Annotated in this window: 20 protein-coding genes and 2 pseudogenes; 14 read left to right on the top strand and 8 right to left on the bottom strand. The window is 53.6% G+C overall.

The annotated features are described in order from the left end of the window. Positions 1-102: 102 nt before the first annotated feature. The 7 genes from JMJ04_RS28670 to JMJ04_RS28640 all read left to right on the top strand — a co-directional run bounded on the left by JMJ04_RS28670 (position 103) and on the right by JMJ04_RS28640 (position 6,661). Entirely contained in the window at positions 103-837 is a 735-nt protein-coding gene (locus tag JMJ04_RS28670; protein WP_201373832.1) for a hypothetical protein, read from the top strand. 137 nt (positions 838-974) lie between these two features. Beyond that, complete coding sequence (locus JMJ04_RS28665) at positions 975-2,474, top strand: phage terminase large subunit family protein (protein ID WP_201373831.1); 1,500 nt, start codon at positions 975-977, stop codon at positions 2,472-2,474. 260 nt (positions 2,475-2,734) lie between these two features. Continuing rightward, positions 2,735-3,772, top strand: a complete 1,038-nt coding sequence (locus JMJ04_RS28660; RefSeq protein ID WP_201373830.1) for a HEAT repeat domain-containing protein — start codon at positions 2,735-2,737, stop codon at positions 3,770-3,772. Positions 3,773-3,782: 10 nt separating this feature from the next. Next, positions 3,783-4,802 carry a HEAT repeat domain-containing protein gene (locus tag JMJ04_RS28655; RefSeq protein ID WP_201373829.1) on the top strand — a complete coding sequence of 340 codons (1,020 nt, stop codon included), beginning with the start codon at positions 3,783-3,785 and terminating at the stop codon, positions 4,800-4,802. Between the two features lie 7 nt (positions 4,803-4,809). Beyond that, a complete protein-coding gene (locus JMJ04_RS28650) occupies positions 4,810-5,553 on the top strand; it encodes a hypothetical protein (RefSeq protein ID WP_201373828.1) in 744 nt (247 codons plus the stop codon). Between the two features lie 58 nt (positions 5,554-5,611). Then, positions 5,612-6,151, top strand: coding sequence for a DUF6036 family nucleotidyltransferase (locus tag JMJ04_RS28645; RefSeq protein ID WP_201373827.1), 540 nt, complete (start codon positions 5,612-5,614; stop codon positions 6,149-6,151). Positions 6,152-6,220: 69 nt separating this feature from the next. Beyond that, positions 6,221-6,661, top strand: a complete 441-nt coding sequence (locus JMJ04_RS28640; RefSeq protein WP_201373826.1) for a hypothetical protein — start codon at positions 6,221-6,223, stop codon at positions 6,659-6,661. Positions 6,662-6,707: 46 nt separating this feature from the next. Here the strand turns inward: JMJ04_RS28640 and JMJ04_RS28635 are convergent, their stop codons facing one another. Next, on the bottom strand, positions 6,708-7,397 hold the full coding sequence (locus JMJ04_RS28635) for a hypothetical protein (RefSeq protein ID WP_201373825.1): 690 nt from the start codon (positions 7,395-7,397) through the stop codon (positions 6,708-6,710). 259 nt (positions 7,398-7,656) lie between these two features. Between JMJ04_RS28635 and selD the strand changes: the two genes are divergently transcribed. Then, positions 7,657-8,712: a selenide, water dikinase SelD gene (gene selD / locus JMJ04_RS28630; RefSeq protein ID WP_201373824.1), complete on the top strand. Its 1,056-nt coding sequence runs from the start codon at positions 7,657-7,659 to the stop codon at positions 8,710-8,712. A 60-nt stretch (positions 8,713-8,772) separates the two neighbouring features. Here selD and JMJ04_RS28625 read toward each other — a convergent pair whose 3' ends face one another. Continuing rightward, positions 8,773-9,882 (bottom strand): winged helix DNA-binding domain-containing protein, encoded by a 1,110-nt coding sequence (locus tag JMJ04_RS28625; RefSeq protein ID WP_201373823.1) that lies wholly within the window; start codon positions 9,880-9,882, stop codon positions 8,773-8,775. A 225-nt stretch (positions 9,883-10,107) separates the two neighbouring features. Between JMJ04_RS28625 and JMJ04_RS28620 the strand changes: the two genes are divergently transcribed. Together JMJ04_RS28620 and JMJ04_RS28615 are read left to right on the top strand one after the other, a co-directional pair. Then, positions 10,108-11,082: a helix-turn-helix transcriptional regulator gene (locus JMJ04_RS28620; protein WP_201373822.1), complete on the top strand. Its 975-nt coding sequence runs from the start codon at positions 10,108-10,110 to the stop codon at positions 11,080-11,082. Between the two features lie 121 nt (positions 11,083-11,203). Next, complete coding sequence (locus JMJ04_RS28615) at positions 11,204-12,340, top strand: AZOBR_p60025 family cell surface glycopolymer formation protein (protein WP_201373821.1); 1,137 nt, start codon at positions 11,204-11,206, stop codon at positions 12,338-12,340. A gap of 98 nt (positions 12,341-12,438) precedes the next feature. On the opposite strand, the gene JMJ04_RS28610 is transcribed toward JMJ04_RS28615, so the two are convergent. The 5 genes from JMJ04_RS28610 to JMJ04_RS28590 form a co-directional block, all read right to left on the bottom strand. Continuing rightward, complete coding sequence (locus JMJ04_RS28610) at positions 12,439-13,254, bottom strand: COG4705 family protein (RefSeq protein ID WP_201373820.1); 816 nt, start codon at positions 13,252-13,254, stop codon at positions 12,439-12,441. 185 nt (positions 13,255-13,439) lie between these two features. Beyond that, positions 13,440-13,892, bottom strand: coding sequence for an HIT family protein (locus tag JMJ04_RS28605; protein WP_201373819.1), 453 nt, complete (start codon positions 13,890-13,892; stop codon positions 13,440-13,442). Between the two features lie 172 nt (positions 13,893-14,064). Further along, positions 14,065-14,826, bottom strand: a complete 762-nt coding sequence (locus tag JMJ04_RS28600) for a hypothetical protein (protein ID WP_201373818.1) — start codon at positions 14,824-14,826, stop codon at positions 14,065-14,067. 340 nt (positions 14,827-15,166) lie between these two features. Then, entirely contained in the window at positions 15,167-15,919 is a 753-nt protein-coding gene (locus tag JMJ04_RS28595) for an immunity protein Imm33 domain-containing protein (RefSeq protein WP_201373817.1), read from the bottom strand. Further along, positions 15,900-16,163 (bottom strand): hypothetical protein, encoded by a 264-nt coding sequence (locus JMJ04_RS28590; RefSeq protein WP_201373816.1) that lies wholly within the window; start codon positions 16,161-16,163, stop codon positions 15,900-15,902. Before JMJ04_RS28590 ends, JMJ04_RS28595 begins: the two co-directional genes overlap by 20 nt. 97 nt (positions 16,164-16,260) lie before the next feature. Here JMJ04_RS28590 and JMJ04_RS28585 point away from each other — a divergent pair, with 97 nt between their 5' ends. Both JMJ04_RS28585 and JMJ04_RS28580 read left to right on the top strand, forming a co-directional pair. Next, complete coding sequence (locus JMJ04_RS28585; RefSeq protein WP_201373815.1) at positions 16,261-16,719, top strand: hypothetical protein; 459 nt, start codon at positions 16,261-16,263, stop codon at positions 16,717-16,719. 138 nt (positions 16,720-16,857) lie between these two features. Further along, positions 16,858-18,705, top strand: a pseudogene (locus tag JMJ04_RS28580) (glycoside hydrolase family 127 protein); the annotation flags it as partial. Here JMJ04_RS28580 and JMJ04_RS48930 read toward each other — a convergent pair. Further along, positions 18,673-18,852: pseudogene (locus JMJ04_RS48930) on the bottom strand (hypothetical protein); the annotation flags it as partial. The pseudogenes JMJ04_RS28580 and JMJ04_RS48930 sit on opposite strands and share 33 nt — an antisense overlap. 443 nt (positions 18,853-19,295) lie before the next feature. On the opposite strand from JMJ04_RS48930, the gene JMJ04_RS28575 reads away from it, so the two are divergent. Next, positions 19,296-21,092, top strand: a complete 1,797-nt coding sequence (locus JMJ04_RS28575; RefSeq protein WP_201373813.1) for an ABC transporter ATP-binding protein — start codon at positions 19,296-19,298, stop codon at positions 21,090-21,092. Then, the gene (locus JMJ04_RS28570) at positions 21,089-22,855 is read left to right on the top strand and encodes an ABC transporter ATP-binding protein (protein ID WP_201373812.1); all 1,767 of its coding nucleotides are present in this window, start codon (positions 21,089-21,091) and stop codon (positions 22,853-22,855) included. Before JMJ04_RS28575 ends, JMJ04_RS28570 begins: the two co-directional genes overlap by 4 nt. Positions 22,856-22,955: the final 100 nt, after the last annotated feature.

Genomic DNA, 22,955 nt, shown 5'->3' with positions numbered 1-22,955 from the left:
AATACGTTACTGTTATTGCGGAGCTTTTATTGTCGAACCCGCAAAATAGGCCCTTTAGCTCTTTATTGACAGAATACCTATATAATGCAGGGGGAGTTAGCAATGTCTATGCGCAGGATGGCATTCGGCGCTCAGGGAGGATACTCGCTGGCACGTTTGCTTATGCTATTTATCAACACCTACTCGGGACGTATTATTGGTAGCTCGCTGGTTTTGATCGCGGGCATTATCTATGGTCTACAATCACATGCGGTCTCGTATGATCATGCGCCGGCTGGAACCTACCATATTGTACTTGACGCTGAGGAAGGCCGTTATTATTTGCACTGTGAAGATTGCCACAACACTATTTATTACATTGCTCAAACTGGCGACTTCAAGCAGTTTGTACAGTTTGATAGTAGCGCTCACCTTGAGGATATGATCTATCGTAGTGATGCACTGGAGAATGTCAATGTCGATGGACAGACAGGCAAAGGCTACGAACTTACCTACATCGCCCAGGTTAATGCCAGCGGTCAGAAAACCGTCTACGAGACGCAGGAGCACCAGGGTCATCCAGATGATTACTTCGATAATCGTTGGACCCTTGGTCTCCCTATTATGGCGTTAGGTGGTGCGCTTCTCGTCTTCTCTGTCTGGATTCTGATCTCTGATAAGCGCAAGTTCACAGTGAAGCAAGCAGCCAGACCAGTGAAGCGCGTGCCAGATCTAACACCAACGCCCTTAGTTACCATGTCAAGTGCTCCACATGCTTATGGCAATAGCTATCAGGAGTTTAGCGCTTCCACCGATATGCGCCCCTACCAGGGTCCACGGAACCTACCCGAACAATAAATAAGTAGTGCATCCAACACAATTTTATCAGGTATACTAGAAGTAGAATAGCAAAATCCTAGGCGTGATGATGTAGCTGAAAAACTGGCGCAGGTGCAACTGATCTGTGCGATGTGATGGGGATGAAGAGGGGCTCTATGTCTAAACGCCAACAGCAACATCTCATATTACCTCCCTGGCCGGAGCGGCCTGGACTGGGCTGGTTTGCCCGGGAGATCCTGGGCAAACCACTCTACCCCTACCAGGAACTTGTAGGCGATGCCATTTTAGAGAGCGTACTCGAAGGGCGAGGCGATACCTTCACCGTCATGTTTGCCCGCCAGATGGGCAAAAACCAGCTCAGCGCCACCCTTGAGGCCTACCTGCTCTTCTGTATGCAAGAGGGCAGTATCGTCAAGGCTGCCCCCACTTATAAACCCCAGACTATCAATAGTCGCCAACGCCTGCTCTCCCTGCTCGATAACCCCTTTATGCGTAATCGCGTCTGGAAACACTTTGGCTATACAATAGGTATGGCCCCCAGGCGTGAACAGGTTCCCTATCAGACGGGGCCACGTGTGATGTTTTTCTCCGCCGGGCCAGGCGCCAGCATCGTTGGCGCGACCGCCTCCCTCTTGCTGGAGATCGATGAGGCGCAAAGCATTGATCCAAACAAGTATGATACCGATCTCAGACCTATGGCTAGCACAACTAATGCCACAACCGTTCTCTACGGAACCGCCTGGTCTGAAGAGACGCTCCTGGCACGCATGCGCGCCCATAACCTGGAGCTTGAGCGCCAGGATGGTCGCCAGCGTCATTTCGCCTATGATTGGCGTACCCTGGCGGCTATCAATGACCACTACAAGCGCTACGTCGAGAGCGAGATCAAGCGTCTTGGCGAGGACCATATCAGCATTCGTACCCAGTATCGCCTGCTGCCCATTCTCGGTTCAGGCTACCTGCTCAACGACCTGCAAGTCTCGCTCTTGCGAGGCCAGCACACCTGGGAGGCTACTCCAGATCCAACGGAGGGCTTTTACGTTGCCGGGCTCGATATAGCTGGTGAGCAGCATGCGCGCCCTGGTCAGCCAGCTGGCAAGCACGATAGCACCATCCTGACGATTGGACGCGTCACTATCAACGATCTCGGCCTGCCCGAGCTACGCATTGTGCGACACTACGACTGGACCGGAATGAAATATACCGACCAGTATGCCGCGGTTTCACGCATCCTCCAGGAGTGGAATGTGCGGCGCACTGTTGTCGATAAAACAGGTCTGGGTGAAGGATTGGCCTCTCTGCTCAGCACGCGCCTGGGCACTGAACGCATTCGCTCCTTCCACTTCACTCGCGCCAGCAAGTCCCAGCTCACCTACCATCTCCTTGGCCTTATAAACGCGGGCCGCGTCAGCATCTATCGCCAGGAGGGCTCTCCTAACGCCACCTATCAGCAGTGCTGGCATCAATTACGCCACGCACGTTACGAGGTACCCGCCGAGGGACTCATGAATATGTACGTGGACGAGTCTGATGGGCACGACGACTACCTGATGAGCCTGGCCCTTTGTTGCGAGGCTCTCCGCGATCACAATATGCCCTCCTCACCCAGTAGCATCATCCCTCCGCCCCAGGGCTACGACGATGGAAGATATTAGTAGAGGAAGAGAGTGATGGTTGGCTCTTGCAACCATCACTCTCTTCCTCTATCAGGAAATAGATGCATCTTAATATAGCTATACGAATTTTTGAGCGCATAAAATAAAAGGCTAAAGCTAAGGAGCGATGTTACCACTTTGCACGCTTGACAAGCAGGAGACGCTCACGTTATACTCAAAAAAGCAACGCTAAGGGACAGAATGTTCCCTACTAATTCACAGCATGCGCAGCACATGCTTTACTTCCCGCTGTATCACACATGACAGCTATCGACTCGCTCGATGACCCCCAGGCTCTTCAGCAGCTTCTGTTTCAGCTCTCCCACGTGAATGCAAATTTCAAAATCACTGCGCTTCGTCAAGCCGTCGCTTTTCAGGACAAGGCTCCGCTCCAACCCATTCTCGAAGCACTCCTGGATGGGCGCGAAGCTGTCCACTCAGCCACGCTAGAAACCATAGAGGTCCTCAAGCCCTGGATCACAGACGAGCAATGGCTGGAGACTCTTCTAAAGCCCTCTGACCTCGTTTATCAGGCCGCCCTTTCCATCCTGGAAACACAAGGGAAGGAGGCGCCGCTCAAGCCCGTTTTTCGCGCCTCTTTTGCCTTAAAGCGCTCTCTCCGTACCCAAGCTCAACGCCTTCTGGCAAGGCAAGCCCAACAATGGTCGCCAAAAACAGTAGCCTGGTTTATTCAGACAAATACAGAAATTCTACAAAAGGCCACTCCCTTTAGCCGTATGATTGTCCTCGAAATGCTTGGCACTTTAGGAGATAAAGCCCCTATCGAAGTTTTTCTAGCAGCGCTTCAAGATGACAGCGCAGATGTTCGCTGGACCGCGCTTTTACAACTCACTGCATATGGCAAGCAAAATCAAGAATTACCTATAGAACCAATCGCCGCCTTAATTCATGATCCACATACTCACGTAAGACGCTCCGTTCTTTACGCATTAGAGACACAAGAGAAGGCTTCTATTAACCTGTTTATCACCACACTCCATGACACTAATGAAGGCGTTAAGCAAGCTGCGGCCTTAATATTATGTAAGCGCAGAAGTATACAGGCAATACCAGCTTTACTCCAATTCCTCTTAAATGAGACTACCAGATTCCGCTGGGACTTCCAACACAGTGTCATGGAAGCATTCGAGGAATTACATGAGCATATACCTATCGAGCCTTTAATCGATGGTCTTAAAAACGATAAAAAACCAGTACGCCTTCGGGCAATTACATTGTTAACGTTCTTAAAGGCAAGAACTCCCGTTAAGCTCTTAATTAAGCTTTTTAGAGCATAAAGACGCCGCTATGCGCAGAGAAGCGATCTATGATTTAGGATTAGGCCACTACTGGGAACACCTTCCAATAGAGACTATGATCAATAAACTTAGTGACGTTGACGAGGAGGTCCGACGAACGTCAGGGTATGTGCTACTCGCGCACCACGCTAAAATTTCTTCTGAGCTCCTCTTCCCGCTCCTTGACGGCACGGAAGGCATTGCACTAGTAACTGTGATAGAACAGCTAAATACACGCATTCCAATAAAATGGTCAATAGCAGCAACACGCAATCAGGATGCAGAGGTGCGTGCAGCCTCAATTCAAGTATTAGGGACGTTAGACAAACAAGTTCCACTCAGTATATTTCTGGACGCCCTCAATGACCAGGAAAGAGAGGTCCAAGAAGCTGTGCTTTCCGCAATGCGTTACCAAAGTCATCGCTTACCAATTGAATCACTACAACAAGCGCTACAAGACGCAAGAGACCAGGTGCGTTTGATGGGCATTCAAGCACTACAATCGCGTGAACATATGGAGCCAACTCTGGTAAAAACAATCTTCGCTCTTCTCCAAGACGAAAATTATCGCATACGATACACTGCCATCGAGACGTTAATCCAATGGGGGTCAACTGAACCAATAGAGGCTTTTGTCACATCTCTAGCAGACGATACCTTCATAGTTCGCGAATCTGCATTTAACGCTTTAATACATGTAAGAGAACGCGTTCCACTCCACCTAATTAAAGCTCAAATTGGGGACAGTAACGCCTACCAATTTGCCATCAAATACTTGCAACAGACTCATCCCGAGATACTAGGCGAAGTAGTGGAAGAAGCCAGCAACATCCTGCTGGGACAAGAAATGAGTGAACTGCTTGGCTCGATCCAGCAGGCCCATATAGCCGAGATCATCGGCAACATGCCCAATCCAGGCCCGTTGCTGGTCAATAAACTGGTCGAGCTGCTGGACTGGCCTCATCAAAAGGTCCGCATGATCGCCGCGCAGGCCCTGAGCAAACTTCACATAGCATTACCAAAGGAGTAACCATATTATGCCAAGTCATTTCTCAACACTAGGATTTGCGGTTAAAACGCGTGAGGACTTTTCTGCCCTCGCTATGCAGGCGGACAGAGAAGGTCTCAGTATTGAAGTTCCTGGTCAAGGCTATTACAAAATCTGGACCCCTGGTGAGGGAATCGAGCTATGGGCGCAACTCGATCAAGAGGGCTACCTTATTGGCTTGAATCCACATTTTAATGGTGAGGCACTAATGTCCATTGGGCTGGTCAAACGGGTTTCTCGCCCCGACGATACAGAATTGGATGGTGCCTTCTACGCATGGGCGACACCTGGAGATGACCCAGAAATGGGTCTCTATCCATTTGCTTTCGATGCTCCCGATTACCGCATGTACGATGCCCTCCACCTACCACAGCTCGCTAACGCTCAACTAGCCGCTTTCGCATATGAAATTAAAGCCTACAAGAATGAAGAAGCATTACGAGCCACAGGCAAAAGGATGGCGGCCGAGTCATGTATTCCCAGCGGCACCTTTCGTCCTGGACCTACGGGAGGCCGGATTGACCCTCCTGAATCTCGGGTGATTTACTATGGTTATGTGCTAGAAACAGCCCTCCTCACCAATCCCGTCACGCGCCGCGCATTCTATTGGGCACGTATCCGTACGCTGGGCGGCGAGGTTGACCTGGTAGCAGACCCTGAAATTGTCAAGGGTACAATCGTCAAAGACGGCATTGTCGGTGGTCAATTCTGGCTCTCGGGGCGATTGAAGTAGGGATGTGCTAGCTCTGTCCCTGCACCCAGTACAGAGCCAGTGAAAGGATGCAAGCGACGTGGAAGGCAGCGAGATTGAGCGCTATTTGCAGGCGCTGGACGAGGAGCTGGAGAAGCGCGCAAAGGTGCGCAAGCCCGTGCGCCTGGCGGTAGTGGGGGGAGTCTATATGATGTTCTTTGTGCAAAATCGGGCCTCAACCAAGGATATCGACGTGGTTCCGCTCGATTTTCCCGATACCATGAATCCCAATCAGGAGACCAAGGCCTTTCGTTCAGCCATTAATGCTGTGGCGAAACGCTACCAGCTGACGCGCGACTGGATGAATGATATCGTGGCCTCCTTCACACCTGAGATGGGACCCATCACCCTCTGGCGCACCTATACCAACTTGCAAATCTATGTTCCCAAGGCCGAGTATATTCTGGCCCTGAAACTGCTGGCTGGACGCGCACGCGACGAAGACGATATCGAAGCTCTCTGCGAGCAGCTTGGCGTCGAGACACGTGCGCAAGCACAAACGCTGGTGGATCGCTATGCAACACCCGAGTGGCAGAAGGAGTGTAATCTTCAAGCTACATTTGATGACTTATTTGCGTAATCTTCAAAATAGGCAAAAATTTCTTCGATCCATGTTATAATAGATACGAAGACAGGAGGAGCTTCGACAATGTGGGCTGAAATACAAAGCATGCAGACAACCTACCGTCAGATCGTTCAAGGTGAGCGTCCATGGAATGCCCTGGGCGATTTCCTCAACTACTGGTATTGCTATGCCGTGGAGCGTCGCTCAGAGCTGGTGCAGGAAGCTATAGAGCAACCAGCCGGGACCGACCCGGAGCATTACCAGTGGGCGGCTTTTTGTGCCGCCGCCGTCGAGTTCCTCTGCTTACAGGCCGACATCACTGTTCCCGACTGGGTCCACGCCCCCATATATACCCTGTCTGACCCCTGGTTTACCGGCCTGGGCGCACGTAAACCCCATGTGCAGGCACGCCTCAAACAAGAGGCACCCGAGCCCTTCGCCCGGCGCAATGTCTATTGCAGCCCCCGCGTCTTCGCCAACAAATTCGAGGTCGCGGCTCAGGTAGCCTCACGCCAGACCGCCTAGCGGCTGGCGCTTCTCTATTTCCCCAAACCTGGTGAATTATGCCTCCTTATGCTTGAGGGTATTGTGTGCTCACCTGGCTCTGAGTTGTGCCAGTTGGATATGTATATGTGCGTGATCCCTCTTGATAGTGGTTGTACTCTTCTTTAGGCTGCGGCTGGGCAGGACGATATCCCTCCTGATAATTATTCTGCGGTTGAGTTGGGATAGGGGGCATCTGTGGGATAGCAGGAATTTTTGGTGCGTCAGGCGAGTTGGGATTATAGGGCACATACACAATCTGTTGATAGACCACTTGCTGCCCCTGCTGCTGAGGAACGGGCTGTGGCTGTTGAGGCTGCTGCGACACATGGAAGAACGCCACACGCTCACGCAATGAAAAAATGAACGGGGCGAGGCAAGCTAATATGACATTGAAGAGAATCGAGATAACCAGGACGGTAATCGCTACGGATGGACCATTATAAGGAGACATTGCAGAAAGAGCTAGAGCAAGACCCAACCCGAGTATACCCACAATTATATGCAACATAATATAAATTGCGCCTACACGCCTGGCACTGATGCCAAGCCAGAGTACTATCCCGATAAGGTAAAACATTACAAGCAAAACAACTGCTGTAGGATTAAACGCGAAGAGTTCACCAACCAGGAAGGTATATAGTGGAGTCACGAGAAGCACGATACCTAGCGTAATAAAGAAGCGCTTGAGTGAAGAAGGCCTACGAGGTGGATTCATAAATTCCTCCCAATTTTTCACTTGCATTTTTTTGACATATTTTATGTATATACGTCTAATTCCACTTTAAAGTTGTGGTTATCGTTTTAAATACATTTCCATAGGTATCAATTATGTAGAGGATAAAGGCAAAAAGGGAGAAGTTTATCTGCTTTCTATTGAGGCTACATCTCTCTTTGTGACTTACTAAGAGTATACTTTTGTTTCTCTATAGCTAACACTGTTTCATGCTATTTTCCTGGAGAGGAAAAATTTCTATATGAGCATACAACAGCCGGTCCGGCTCACAGAGCTTGCCAGTTGCGCGGGGTGCGCCGCAAAAATCGGCGCGGATATGCTGGCCCAGGTCGTGAAGCCTCTACGCCAGCGCGTCGTGCCGGAACAGTTGCTTATCGGCCTGGGCGCGATTGACGATGCCGCCGTCTACCAGGTCAGCGAGCAGCAGGCCGTTATCAGCACCGCCGATTTCTTCCCGCCTGTGGTGGATGACCCCTATACCTTTGGCGCTATCGCGGCCACTAACGCCCTTAGCGACGTCTATGCCATGGGTGGACAGGTGCTTATGGCCATCAACCTGGTGGCCTGGCCCGAGTCTCTGGATACCAGCATTCTCAGCGAGGTGCTGCGTGGAGGAATGGAGGCGGTCGAGCGAGCAGGCGGAGCAATCGCGGGTGGGCACTCAATCTCTGACGAAGAGCCGAAATATGGCCTCGCCGTCACAGGCATCGTTCATCCCAAACGTATCCTCACAAAAGGCGGCGCCAGAACCGGCGATATCCTGGTTCTCAGCAAGCCTCTAGGCACGGGCCTGATAACTACCGCTCAGAAACGCGGCCTGGTCCGCGAGGTCGATATGGCCGCCGCGGTCACCTCCATGACCACGCTCAATAAGCGTGCCAGCGAGCTACTGGTCGAGGCCGGTCCAGCCGTACACGCCACGACTGACATTACCGGCTTTAGCCTGGTGGGGCACGCCTGGGAGATGGCGACACAGAGTAAGACCTGTATGCGCTTCGATTACGCCGCGCTCCCCCTGCTTCCCAATGTTCGCCACTATGCCGAAGCAGGCTGCACACCGGGTGGCACGGCCCGCAACTTGCGCTCAGTCGGTTCGCATGTCCGCATCAGTGAGCACATCGATCAGTACGCCCAGGCCATTCTCTTTGATCCTCAGACCTCCGGTGGCCTCTTCGCCGCCATCGATCCTGCCCTATGGGAAACGCTCTCGCAACAGAGCGAGGTCCCCTTCCGCCGCATTGGCGAGGTAACTGATCTCGTCAGCGATCTCGAACAAGTCATACTCTCGATCGAATAGCTAGAAGCCCGCTACTGGCGTACGCGGTACTTGTCCAGGCCCCAGCACACCAGTAGCAGGCTATCCCACAACAGAGCCAAATTGGATATCAAATGCCTCCGCACCATCCAAGATCCAACGCATGAGGCTTGCTCCCTCACTATACAACGCCTCTTGCTCTGAGGAGGAGAGCGGCTTCGATACTGGTTCGATCACGAGCGCGGTGGATGCTGGCCGGCGCTCAAGCCGCCACCGTCCACGCACAAAGCCATCTATCAGGAACGCCGTGCATCGGCTATTGCCAATATAGATAGAAGAACGATGCTCGTCGGAGATGACCCGGCGACGGTCAGCGTGCGAGAACAGCAGGTTATCAAAGTCGGGGAGGAAGCGCACAGGCGCAGGGGTATCCGCATGTGGTCGAGGCGCATCAGGCAGATCAAAGAGCTCTCTCCCTTGCTCATCCCTGAAGGTGAGCAGTTCTGGCCGCAGGCTGTCGAAAATGGGTTGGAGCCTGGTAAGTGCGGACCAGGTCTGCATATCCTGCACACTTGCCGGACCGAACGCCGCCAGGTACCTCAAGACAAGCCTCTGCATATCCCCTTCTGAGCCAACTATTGAGCGCTCAAGCCAGGAAGCCGCCTCGGTGTGAGCAGGTCTACCAGTAAAACCCCAGGTCCCCGCGGGAATGGGCTGGATGAGCGCCATATGTATTCTTATGGCATCAGCTAATTGCTGGGTCCCCATCCCAGGAGAAAACTCCTCCATCTTCATACGCAACTCAAGCCCCGTCCGTGGCTGCTCACGTAGATATGCTTGCATCATATCGGTGAATCTCTCCAGATCAAAGCCCTGCGCCCTCTTTATAAAGAGGCGAAGATTACGACTCAATGCGGGCTGGATGAGAGGATGGACCAGGATATAATCCTCCGCCGTCATGAGATGTAGAGTACCACGAAGTGATGATCCCCTTACGAGCTGCCTGCGTTCAAGGAGCTGGGTTAATGACTCACGTTGGAATGAATGCAAACGCGTCCAGAGACCAATATAGGGAGCGTTGGCGACCTGGGCCTGCATAGCAATAAGACTCGTAATGACGTCCAGATGAGACTGCGTTGCCCGCTCCAACAAGAATTGGCGTGCCAGGGTGGCGCGATTCAACTCGCGCAGGGTCAAAATACGCTCAGCCATCGTGCTTACTGCTCTCTTTCATCCTCTATTTCCTTGACTTCTCTCTTATTCACATCTTACTATGGAAGAAGGACGGAACCAGCCCTCCTTTAAGAGATTTTTAGATTGGGATAGGAGGGCGTGGCGTGCCTGAATAGCCCGCTACTGGCGTACGCGGCTACTGTAGAGCCTGGACAAGTAGCCGCGTACGCCAGTAGCGGAATCACGCGAGGAGTCACGCACAGCATGTATCATCCGACCAGCCGAGTTCTCACTGTTCTTGAACTACTTCAATCTAAACCCTTTATTACTGGTCCCGAGCTTGCTACACGCCTGGAGGTGGATGTGCGCACGGTTAGGCGCTATATCACCACCCTCCAGGATGCTGGCATTCCCGTCGAGGCCAACATTGGACGCCATGGAGGCTACCGTCTCCGCCCCGGCTTCAAACTGCCGCCTTTAATCTTTACAGAGGAAGAAGCTACGGCCATCATGCTTGGTCTGCTGGGTACGTCGTGGCTGGAGATTGGGCAATCATCGGCAGCCGTGGAGGGCGCGCTGGCGAAGGTGTCGCGCGTGCTCCCTTTCCGGGCGCGGGACCGCCTGAACGCTGTTGCCTCTCACCTCTTCTTCTTTTCACCCCAAAAGGATGCACAGCCCGATGTCTCACTCTTAATCAATATAAGCGAGGCCATCGCCCAACAGCGGCGAATCACGCTGGATTATCGCTCTCATCGCGACCAAACAACTAACCGCAAAGTCGAGCCATACGGTATGATAGGCTGGGACGGACACTGGTACCTGATCGGCTACTGCTGCCTGCGGCAAGATATCCGCACGTTTCGCCTGGATCGTATTCAGCAGGTAGCGGCCCTGGAAGAAACATTTGAGCGCGAGGGGGACTTTGATTGTCGCGCCTACATGGCGGAAAAGTATACCCAGGGATCGGCTCGCTGGCGCATTGAAGTCGAGTTTCAGGCGACGCTCTATGCCATGCAGCAGAAGATTCCAGCCTCTTATGGCACGCTCACGCCCACAGCCAATGGAGTCCTGTTCCAGGCCGAATACGACAGCATTGATAGCCAGGCCCGCTACCTTATGTCTCTCAATATCCCCTTCGTCGTCCACCAGCCACCAGAACTCCGCGAGGCCCTGCGGAGACTGGGGGAGCAGATGCTTCAGATCGCAAGTGCCCCGCTTACCACACAAGTTAATAGTTAGGTAAAGAGTAGAGCACTCTTTGTTTTCTCCATAGAAGGGGTTATAATTGGCGATTAGCACATGCTTTAAATACGCATGTGCCAATGCATGAATTTTACTTAGAGTGGCTTGGAGTCTTGTAATGCTAACATCACCGCTACATAGGGTGCCAAAGGTCTCGGAGCGCTCAGAAGTGCTGGCAGCCTGGTGGCCTGCGTTCATCGTCGCTGCCCTTTATATCTTATGGGTAGGCCTGCTGGTCGTTCTGCGCAGCTATACAGCTCTAGATTTTGTCCACCTGGGCACTGTCTGGAGTGAACATAAAGCCAGCGGCACCTGGGGCTACGATGGTCAATTTTACTACCAGCTCGCCCATGACCCCTGGCATGCCTACCAGTTCATGGATAATGCCCCCTATCGCTATCAACGCATCCTCTATCCCCTGTTCGTCTTCGCCTTCAACCTGGGGAACGCGGCTCTGATCCCCTATGTTATGCTGATTTCCAATGGGATAGCGATTGTTGCCAGTGTGGCGATTGTAGCTCATATCTTGCAAAAACGCCAAGTCTCGCCCTGGTTCAGCCTGGCACTAGGTCTTTATTTCGGCCAGCTCGCGGCCTTCACGTTCGACACAGCAGAACCCTTCATGGTCTTTCTGCTCTGCCTGGGCATCCTCTTTACCCAGGAGAAACGCGTCTGGCTAGGAGCGCTCTGCATGGGACTGGCGGCCCTGACCCGCGAAACCGCGATACTCTTTCCGCTGGCCTATGGCGTGGCCTTTCTCCTCCAGCGCCGCTGGCGCGATCTTATCCCTATGACACTGCTGGGAGGCTTACCGCTTCTGCTCTGGCTTGCGGCCATTGTCCTGATTTTCGGCAAGAGTGGCCTGGGCTTTGCCCCCTCCTTTGAACGCCTTCCCTTCGCAGGAATTACTTATTTTGCCAATGCCCCCCGCAAATTCTGGCTCCTGCTGCTACTGATGTTCCTTCCCACTCTAGCCAATTGCCTGCTGGCGGGCTGGGAGATCTGGAAGCGGCGCTGGTCCCCCCTGTTGCTTGCCTGGGTCATCAATCTTCTATCCATCGTCTTCCTCTCGCATTATTCCTATATCGAGCTGATCTCCTGCAGCCGCATCAGTCTAGGCTTGATCCTGGCTGGCGTCATGTACGCCGCCTATAGCAAGAACAAGCTCCTTCTCTGGTCCACACACTTCTACACCCTCACCTGCCTGGTATATATAGCCGGCACGCTCCTGCGCTGGCCCGTCTTTATCGGGTAGAATATTTATCACATGATGTGTGGCAGTGCCACAAGCATTGCCACACCATATATACATACTGGGACATACTATGGCGAGAAAAACCATTACATCTTCTATCATTTTTTATTAAATCCCGTTGTGAGCCGAAACCGCCTGGTGAGCATTCGCCAATTTTGTTTCAACAAGCCAGCTTGTACACCCGATTCGTGAGAAATTTCCGGACGAGATGTAATGAGGATGAATACAAAAAGGATAGCCGCAAGGATCAAAGATGAGCCAATAGTGCCAAATCCCAGGCCGCCTTGTGCATGTGACTTTGTAAGAAGGTCACCCATTGTCGCACCGAATGGACGCGTGAGAACAAATGCCATCCAGAACAAGAGGGTTTTGGAGATCCTGGTAAAAAAAGCTGCGCAAACTATCAGCGCGAGTAGACCTGTAATGAGCAGCACGCCTCCCCCAAATCCGAGGTGGGAATCGTCTGCCAGGAAATCACCCAGCGCGGTCCCCAGGGTATTTGAAAAGAGAATTGCCGTCCAAAAGAGGATTTCAACCTTCACCGTAGTGATCTTATTCACCGAGAAAGAAGCCTTACTGAAGCGCCAGATTACAAAGATAGCTAGCAAGAGAGTGCAGAGTAGGAGGGAACCTTTTGCGTAGCCCAGCCCTAAAGTGCGGTCCATATAATCTGACATGGTAGTACCAGCGATACTGGTTGAAAGGATAACGCTCCAGTAAAGGAAGGGGTGATATTTCTTCGAGATAAGTTGCGTCGTCAGAGTGATGACAAACAGCCCAATGAAAAGTAGAGAACTAATGGCATAGCCAACATGCATAGTCATGGATAAAAGATCACCACCTGTTTCACCCAGAGTGGTTGCGCAAATCTTCATGATCCAGAACGCGATAGTAATTTGAGGGATTTTCTTCATCAGCATATCCTCCTACTACGTAGTCTACTGATGAAGAGAAGCGAAGCATAGAAGCGTATTGAGGCCATCTCTCGACCGAATTGCAGGGGGCCGCGCATTCACACAGAAGCCTGGGCACACCTCGCGAATCGCTCGTGCCCAGGAAGGTAATAGAAGCCAAAACCTATCCTCTTCTCCAGATAAATCTACTTAATGGCGCTTAGCTTACGCGTAAACTCATCGCAGAAGGCGGTCAACTCATCCGCAGGAATGATAGGATGCTCTTCGTCAGCCTTCAAGCGCTCGAAGATACGCGGCCCCTTGTGCTCGTCGGGGAGATCAGCCGGCTTGGGAACCATGTGGATATGCACATGAGAAAAGCCCTTGCTCTCCGCGAAACACATCAGATACTCTTTCTGCACATAGCTATCCAGGTGCATGGTCTGGGCCAACCTATATTGGATCTCAGCCAACTCCAAAAATTCCTCCCGAGACAGCTCATGCAGCGCCTCCACATGGCGCCTGGGCAGGATTACCAGCCAGCCAAGGTGGATGGTGGGATAGGCATGATCGACCATCCAGTAAGTTCCCTCATAGACGATGGGTCCAGGCGAAATACTACGCTCACCCCTCAGGCTGAGACAGCTTAAACACTCCATAGAAGAGCCTCTTTCCTCAAATAGTTCTCTATGAGTATATCATCCCTCGCGCCTGCGGCGCTCATGGGTAAGGGGATGTTGGTGTGAGCAGCAGCAAGGCCGCTGCTCACACCAACATCCCCTTACCTCAGGCGAGCTTGCGAGCCGATGAGTCCAGCCTGGAAAAAGAAGCCTATAAAGCGGTGATTGTCAGACTGCTGACACGCAGGGTGATGCCATGCGACTTGATATGCAGTGGTCCTTGAGAGAGATTGGGCGAGGATGCGCTGCCCACAGTAAAGGCCTTTACGCCATCGGCGAAAAACTCTAAGATGTTATCGCGAATCTCCAGCCTGTAGACATGTGGCTCCATGCGCGGATCATAATCAAAGGGAGGCTGGCTCTGTATCGCGTTGGCCGGCGGATCAATCATGGCCTGGAGTTGGGGATGAAGGCCGCCAATGGTCGGCAACTTGGAGAGCAGATTACTCGCCCCGGCATTATAGCCATCAATTGCGCCATTATGCGGCGCAAAGAAACTGAAGCTACCACCGTTTGGCGCGTTATAATGCATAACTTGAATGTGAACCTCTACAGCATACATAGTTGTAGGGGAAACAAAGGGCATGGTAAGCGTATCATCCTCATCACTTTTAGAATAAAGCTCTCCATGCTGGACCTGCCAACCCGTGGCCCCCTCCCAACCCGCAATACCACGCACCCAATCAGCCTTGTAGAGTATCGTTCCGGCCGCTGGCCCTTTATGCGGCGATGGCGTAGGCGTGAGCGCCTGAGAAGTGGGCTGCGTTCCTGAATTCGAACTGGTTGTGGGACCGCCAGAGCAGGCAGCCAATATCACTATGAGGCAGACAAAGAAGAGGCTACATATAAAGCGCCGCCGATGCCAGGGAGTATAAGCGAAATACAGCTTTTGTCTATACATTGACGAAGGCATACGAACACTCCTTTATTCGCTACAAGCCAGCAATAATATTGTGCAAATTCCCCCTGCACACAAACATCCTAGCATCCCAGAAGATTAACAAGAAGAGAACCTGAATAGCAATCAAATCTCTAGGGGAAACAGTAATTACTAAAACACTTGTTAGATCATTACCTATAGATAGTATAGGGGCAGAGATAAAAGAATGTCAAGAAATAGCCACGCTAGTGCTAGAAACAAAGAAGGCAAAGTTATGAATCGCAATAGAGGAGGAAAGCCTGGTAGATTTGGCAAATTCACACAAGCAAACGCTACATTAAATAGCTATAGCGAAAGATGATAGTTATTACGCTCAAGAGGGCAGAGTAGTGAGAGGGGCTTCTGGATCGACAAAGCCCTGTTCCTCGCCTGGAGGGAAGATGACCACTTTGTTCTCTTCAAAGAGGAGTGCCGCACCAACCGGCATAGCAATATACGGGAAGAACGCCGGAAGCCCCTTTACGAGATGCAGCAAGTGGCCCCTGTGCAATTCATCAGGATTGTCATGATCATGACTCTGATCACAGCAGCTAAAAAACCAACCGCTATGCTGTCCCTCGGGCTCCCAAAGACGCTGAGCTGATAGAGGGCGTAATTGCTGAATAGCCTCTGGCGTCACACGACTACAAATAAGCGCAAAATGTGTGGAAGAGGGGTATTGCACATCGCCTGTAACCTGGTTGCGCTGCATGGCCTTATGCTGGATTTGTATAAGCTCCATAGCCCGTATCACACCGGGCACAAATGGCACATCCTCAAGGGCAAAGTGAGATTCGTGCTCCTCAATGAGCAGAGCATCTGAGCCCGCGCCACTGATATTCTTCTCATCGCTCACAAAACGCAGCATCACCCAGCCATACCGAAACGTCTGCCCAGGCAGAATACGCTTCGGCTGACTTTTAATATAGCTCGCAATAAACTCCAGCAAATTAAGCAGGAGTCTGTTGCGCAGGTCATCATCCGAGCAGGGAGCCAGGACCGCGATTTCGCGCTGTCCTAAATCACTCAATCCTTCTGTATATGCCCAGCGCTGCTGATCTTCGGCATTATGAAAATAAATATGCATAACCCAGCCATTCTAGCAAAAAGCAGGCATAATAACAAGCGAGTAAAAGCAGATACACCTTGCTATTAAGCTGGCTCTGTACCGCCTTTACGGCGTCTCTTCTCGCCTCAAGGATAAGGGGATAGGGGATGGTGGTGGGGGTGACGGCTCCGCCGTCACCCCCACCACCATCCCCTATCCCCTTATCCTTGAGCACAGCAGGCGCGAAAGTGACGCCTCCATACACAACCAAAGCGCGAGACATTCGTATTCCTGGTAATAAAGGTATCGAAATCATAGAATTTTTTTTGGGGGGTCAAGCGTTGAAGCCCAACCCATCATAGAGGAAAGCAGGCACATTCATGCAATACGGAGATCCAAGAGACGCGCGGAGAGCGGCCAGGAACGCCAGGCGCGCCTACAGGCGAAGCTATAGACGGTCCAGGAGTGGCTGGCTCGGCATTATCTTGATCATCATCGCCGTCGTCTACTTTACACACCACATCTCGACAATCCTCTTCGGCCTGGGCGTGCTCGTCCTCCTGTTGATCGGGGCGGGCCTCTTCATGTCTAGTCGCAATAGAGGCATGAACTATCAACAGCCATACATGCCTCCCCAGCAATTCAACCAGGCACCCGCCGAGTCAGAAGAGCAGCAGCCCTACTATCAGCCATATGACCAGGGCTACCAGGCTCCACCAGAAAACTATCAGGAAGGCGGACAACAATACTACTATCCTTCGCAAAATTCAGCCCAGCCCCAGCCACACGAAACCCCCGAGGCACAATATCCTGAGCAGTTGCCACCCATGCAACAGTAAAGAGTAGCACGACGCTGCGAGAGCACACGCCTATATATGATGGGGCAGAGAATATCGTACCATTATATGTAGACGCGTGCTCTCGCAGCGTCGGCACCTACTTGGTAGATCTCATAACCAGAAAGGCTCTTGCCCACAATGACTTTTAGCCGTCATTCCAACCCACAGCAACAGGATACCGCTTTTGTTGTCGATACTCGGCGCAGTCCACAGGCCAGATTACACCCGGTCAGCCTGAGCAACATACAGCTTACGGATACGTTCTGGCAGCCACGCCGTGATATCAATCAGACCGTGACACTTCCACAGCAATACGAACTATCCGCGCGTACCGGGCGACTCGATAATTTCCGCCGGGCGGCTGGAGATAGCTCGATTCCTTTCAGGGGCATATTTTACAACGACTCCGATGTCTACAAATGGGTGGAGGCAGCCTCCTGGACACTCGCTCAGGCTCCCGAGGCACGCTTAGAGCAGCAGCTTGACGAGGTGATCGCGCTTATCGCCTCAGCTCAGGATGATGACGGCTATCTAAACACCTATTTTACCTTTGAGCGCCAGGCCGAGCGCTGGAGCAACCTCACGGATCTGCATGAACTCTACTGCGCGGGCCATCTTCTCCAGGCTGCGGTCGCGCACCACCGAGCAACCGGCAAGACCAGCCTGCTCGATGTGGCGACCCGCATAGCCGATAATATCGCCTCGGTCTTTGGTCCCCAGGGACGCCCGGGAACCTGTGGGCATCCCGAAATTGAGCTGGCCCTGATCGAGCTGGCCCGCGAGACGGGCGAGCCACGCTACCTGCAACAGGCGCAGTTCTTCATCGATCAGCGTGGCCAGAAACCGCCTGTCCTCAATGGCTCGCCCTATTGCCAGGATCATCTACCGGTACGCGAGCAGCAGGAAGCCGTGGGACACGCCGTTCGCGCCCTCTACCTCTATGCAGGGGTAACCGACGCCTATCTTGAGACAGGGGAAGCGGCCCTTGACCACGCGCAAGAGGTCCTCTGGCAGAATCTCACCGAGCGCAAGACGTATGTGACAGGCGGCGTGGGATCACGTTGGGAGGGCGAGGCATTCGGTGAGAACTATGAGCTCCCCAATGAACGGGCCTACACGGAGACCTGTGCCGCCATCGCCAGCGTCATGTGGAACTGGCGCCTCCTCCAGGCCAGGCCCGAGGCACGCTTCACTGATGTGATCGAACAGACACTCTACAACGGCGTTATCGCGGGTAGCTCGCTCGATGGGAAACTCTACTTTTACCAGAATCCTCTCGCGGACCGTGGCAAACACCGCCGCCAGCCCTGGTTTGACACGGCCTGTTGCCCCCCCAATATCGCGCGCCTGCTCGCCTCGCTCCCTGGCTATTTCTACAGCACCTCGCAGGAGGGCATCTGGTTGCATCTCTACGCCAGCAACACCGCTCAAATTCCCCTGACCAGCGGAGAGACCATTACCATCGAGCAACAGACGAACTATCCCTGGGATGAAGAGATTCGCATCAAGCTCCAGATGCAGGAGGCCCAGGACTTCACCCTCTTCGTGCGCATACCCGCCTGGGCGACAGGCGCCCAAATCCAGGTCAACCAACAGGCTGTCGAGGGGCTTGCCGTCAAGCCAGGAACTTATGTCCAGCTCAAGCGCACCTGGCAGCCGGGCGATGAAATCACAATAGTCCTGCCCCTGGAGGTTCGCCTCCTGGAGAGCCATCCCCATGTTACCAGCAACCGTGGCCGCGTCGCCATTGTTCGCGGCCCCCTGGTCTACTGCCTTGAGCAGGCCGACCACGGCTCCATCGATGTATGGGATATTGTCCTTTCGGGTCAGACACAGTGGGAAGCACAAGCCCAGAAGCAGCTTCTGGGCGGGATTGTAACCCTGCACACCCAGGCCTACGAGCAGGTCCAGGAGGAATGGCAGGGACAGCTCTATCGCCCCCATAACCAGGGTAAGCAACAGCGCTATCGCCCGGTCCAGCTCACCGCCATCCCCTACTACGCCTGGGCCAACCGCGAAGCCGGCCCCATGCAGGTCTGGCTCCCCCTGGATGAGCACATCCAGGCCCATCCCAATAGCCGCTAGCAGGCCTACCACAGTAGCCGCGTACGCCAGTAGCGGGCCCGCTACTGGCGTACGCGGCTACTTTTGGTCAATATACGCTAATAGTTCCCGAAATACCTCTTGACAATATTATAATTTTGCATATACACTTATTTTATACATCGTGTAATAGTGTCTGGAGAAGCAAAAATGTTGAACAGTTGCATTAAGTTCTTACCACGAAATGGCGGACTTCATTGCGGCAATGGCATGCCACTGGCCCAGGGGATCACTCTGCCTTTTTTGCCTGCATGCGCCTGTTCACATTCTTCGCGATCATCCCTCTCTCATTAGCGACTGATCGCGCTTCTCACCGGCGTACGCAGCGAGTACGACCGGTGATGATGAGCGTGCGTTGGCTTCACTCTACCCATTCCTTCATCTTCACTCCCTGAACCCGGAGCGCCTTGCGCGTCTCTGCCCTCAGCGGTTGTCCTCATCTGCGTCTTGTAAACCCATATGGAGGACAACCAATGAAGTTCTGGCAGTTTTTACTGTCGCTCAAGGCACGCAACTCACCACCACGCGTCACATCGCGCCAATACCTTACGCTCTTGCGGACGTATCTGGGGCCACAGCGTCTAAGGGTCGCCGCGATGGCGCTCCTGCTCTTCGCTAGCATCGCCATGCAATTGCTGGGACCGCAGATTATTCGCGTCTTTATCGACGCCTTTCAGTACGGCGCCACGCAGCAGGTGCTCACGCTTACGGCTCTGCTCTACCTGGGCGTGGCGATAGGTGGTCGCCTCGTCTCCGCGCTCGCGGCCTACTTCTGTGAGGATGTCGGCTGGCGCGCCACCAACTGGCTGCGTGAGGATCTCACGCGCCATTGCCTGAACCTGGATCGCGCCTTCCACAGCCGCTATACTCCGGGCGAGCTTATCGAGCGCGTCGATGGCAATGTCGATTCCCTGGCGAACTTCTTCTCGCGCCTTATGGTTCTCGTGCTGGGCAATGCCCTGCTGGTCCTGGGCATCCTGGTCCTTATGGCACGAGAGAACGCGTGGCTGGGCATCGTCATGGGCCTCTACCTCGTCGTCAGTATCTTTGCCTATGTACGCATCCAGAAATTTGCCATTCCATACTATAAGAAACACCAGCAGGCGGAGGCGGTCTTGAGCGGCTTCTGGGGAGAGCTGCTTGCTAGCCTGGAGGATATCGCCTCCAGTGGAGCAGCACCCTATATTCTGCGGCGCTATGTACAGTTGCAGCGCCAGGAGAACAGCGCTGAACTCAAGCGCACCTTTTACTGGACCAGTTTTGAGACCTCGGGATTGGCAATTGAAGTCGTGAGCATGATCGCCGTGCTCATCTTCAGTGTGTACCTCTTCATGCATGGCTCGATCACGCTCGGAACGCTTGTGCTCCTCCTGAGCTACAACTCGCTCATGCTCGACTACACCTTTGAGCTGACCGAGCAGTTTAGCGCGCTTCAGGAGGCCACGGCCAGCATTGAACGCATTAACGAAATCTATCATACGGCCAGCCAGGTTCCAGATGGTCCCGGCGTTAGCTTTCCCCCTGGCGCCCTGGACATCGCCTTTCAAGCAGTTAACTTCCACTATGAGCCGTCTCAGCCCGTGTTGCTCGATATCTCGTTTGAGGTGCCAGCAGGGATGACGGTAGGGCTGATCGGGCGTAGTGGCAGCGGCAAGACCTCGCTCACGCGTCTACTGATGCGCTTCTATGATCCCGTGGTTGGCAGTGTTTGCCTGGGGGGACAGAATCTGCGCCAGGCAAGGCTAGAGGACCTGCGCCAGCGTGTAGGACTCGTCACTCAGGAAGTGCAGCTCTTCCGCGCCACATTGCGCGAGAACCTGACCTTCTTCGATGAGCGGATCGACGACGAGCGTATCCTCGCAGCCATCACACGATTAGGCCTATACGATTGGTATACCCGCTTGCCAAATGGGCTTGATACACCACTTGCAAGCAACGGCGCGGGCCTCTCGGCTGGCGAAGCTCAGCTCCTGGCCTGTATCCGCGTCTTTCTCAAGGATCCCCAACTAGTTATCCTGGACGAGGCCACCTCGCGCCTGGATCCCGCGACTGAACGGCTCATCACCCAGGCAACCGAACGCTTACTACGTGGACGCACAGCGCTTATTATCGCCCATCGCCTCTCGACGGTTGAACGCGTTGAGCGCATCATGGTTCTGGAAGCTGGTCAAATAGTAGAGTATGGCGCACGCGCCAACCTGGCGGGAGACCCCACCTCGCTCTATGCCCAACTACTACAGATGATGCACCCGGAGGAGCTACTGGCATGAAAACACGACAATTTCTATGGCGCCTCATCAAATTCACACGCTGGAGCTACCTAGGAGACATCCTGCTCCAGTTCCCGCGCCGCCTCCTGCCGCTGGCGCCGGCCCTCATTATTCAGCAGATCGTGGATGGTTTGACGCATGGCATGCGGCTCGATGCCGACTTCTGGGGGCTGCTCGCACTCTTGTCGGGGCTGGTGCTGGCGCGCATGACGTGTCTTATTATAACGATGGTAAGCGAACGTTTCCCGATCTTCAACGTCGAGGCCCTGCTGCGCAAGAACCTGCTGGAGCACCTGCTACGTCAGCCCGCGGCAGTCGGCCTCCCTTATCCTAACGGAGACATCATCAACCGCCTCCAGCGTGATCCAGGAGGTGTAGGCTTCTTCCTGGTAATGAGCGCCTTTGTCTTTGGCATGGCCGTTGAAACCGTGACAGCGCTCATCATCATGGCCCATCTCAACTTTCAGTTGACGATTGTAGCAGTCATACCTCTGCTCCTGGGAAACGTGCTGGTCAATACCTTTGGCAGACGCATCGAGCGCTATCGCACCGCTACCCGTGAGGCTGGGAGCGCGGTCAGTAGCTACCTGGTGGAGATGTTTGGCTCCGTTCAAGCCATCCAGGTCGCGGGCGCGACCGAGAGCGTGATCGGGCATTTCCAGCGCCTCAACCAGCACCGCAGGCGGGCCGCACTCCAGGAGAATCTTTTTAGCAATGCCTTCCTGGGCCTCTTCGATACCGGCATTTCGAGTATCGGTATTGGTCTGGTGCTCCTCCTGGCAGGCAGTGCGTTGCGCGCAGGCCACTTTACTATCGGTGACTTTACGCTCTTTGTCGCCTATATGGCCAACATCGCCCGCTTCAGCGGTGAGCTTATCGAGCGCATCGCGGCCTACAGACAGGTACGGGTCGCGCACAAACGCTTGAACAACCTCATGCTCGGGGCAGAACCAAATGCCCTGGTAAGGCCTGGACCAATCTACCGTCGTGGTCCCCTACCAGCTATTCCAGTGCTACGCCAGGGAGCCGAGGAGCGCCTGGAAACGCTAGAGGTGAGCGATCTCAGCTATTATTATCCCGACGCCCAACGTGGCATTAGCAAGGTCAGCCTGCGCATTGACCGAGGGCAATTTGTGGTGATTACTGGGCGCGTCGGCTCTGGAAAGACGACGCTGCTACGGGCGCTACTTGGCTTACTCCCGAAGACACAGGGCGAGATCCGCTGGAATGGGGACCAAGTAGCGCATCCCACGAGTTTCTTTGTACCACCGCGTAGCGCCTACACACCCCAGACGCCCGCGCTCTTCAGCACAACCTTGCGCGAGAATATCACACTTGGTCTGGCCCTGGACGAGGGCCAGGTGCAACAGGCTATCCACACCGCAGTCATGGAACGCGACATCGAGACCCTGGTTTCCGGTCTGGAGACCGTCATTGGTCCCCGAGGCGTCAAGCTCTCAGGCGGCCAGGTACAGCGGAGCGCGGCGGCGCGCATGTTCGCACGCGAACCCGAACTGCTGGTCTTCGACGATCTCTCCAGTGCCCTGGACGTTGAGACTGAACGCCTGCTCTGGCAACGCATCTTCGCCCAGGAGCAGCGTACCTGCCTCGTGGTCTCACACCGCGAGGCAGCGCTGAGGCTAGCCGACCATATCATCGTCCTCAAAGAGGGGCGCATTGAAGCGCAGGGAAACCTGGAATACCTGCTTACCCATAGCGAAGAGATGCGCCAACTCTGGAAAGGAGAGGTGCATAGCGAGTAAGTCATCGCTTACAAGCCATAGATGGGGAGCACTTGTTTTTTGCTCTCCATCTATGTACAATCATCCATAGATATTGTTGGGGAGCACATAGAGGGAGTAA

The organism is Ktedonobacter robiniae, from assembly GCF_016587375.1.
Taxonomy (GTDB): domain Bacteria; phylum Chloroflexota; class Ktedonobacteria; order Ktedonobacterales; family Ktedonobacteraceae; genus Ktedonobacter; species Ktedonobacter robiniae.
The sequence above is the reverse complement of the archived record's forward strand: the minus strand, read 5'-3'. Positions and strand labels throughout refer to the sequence as shown.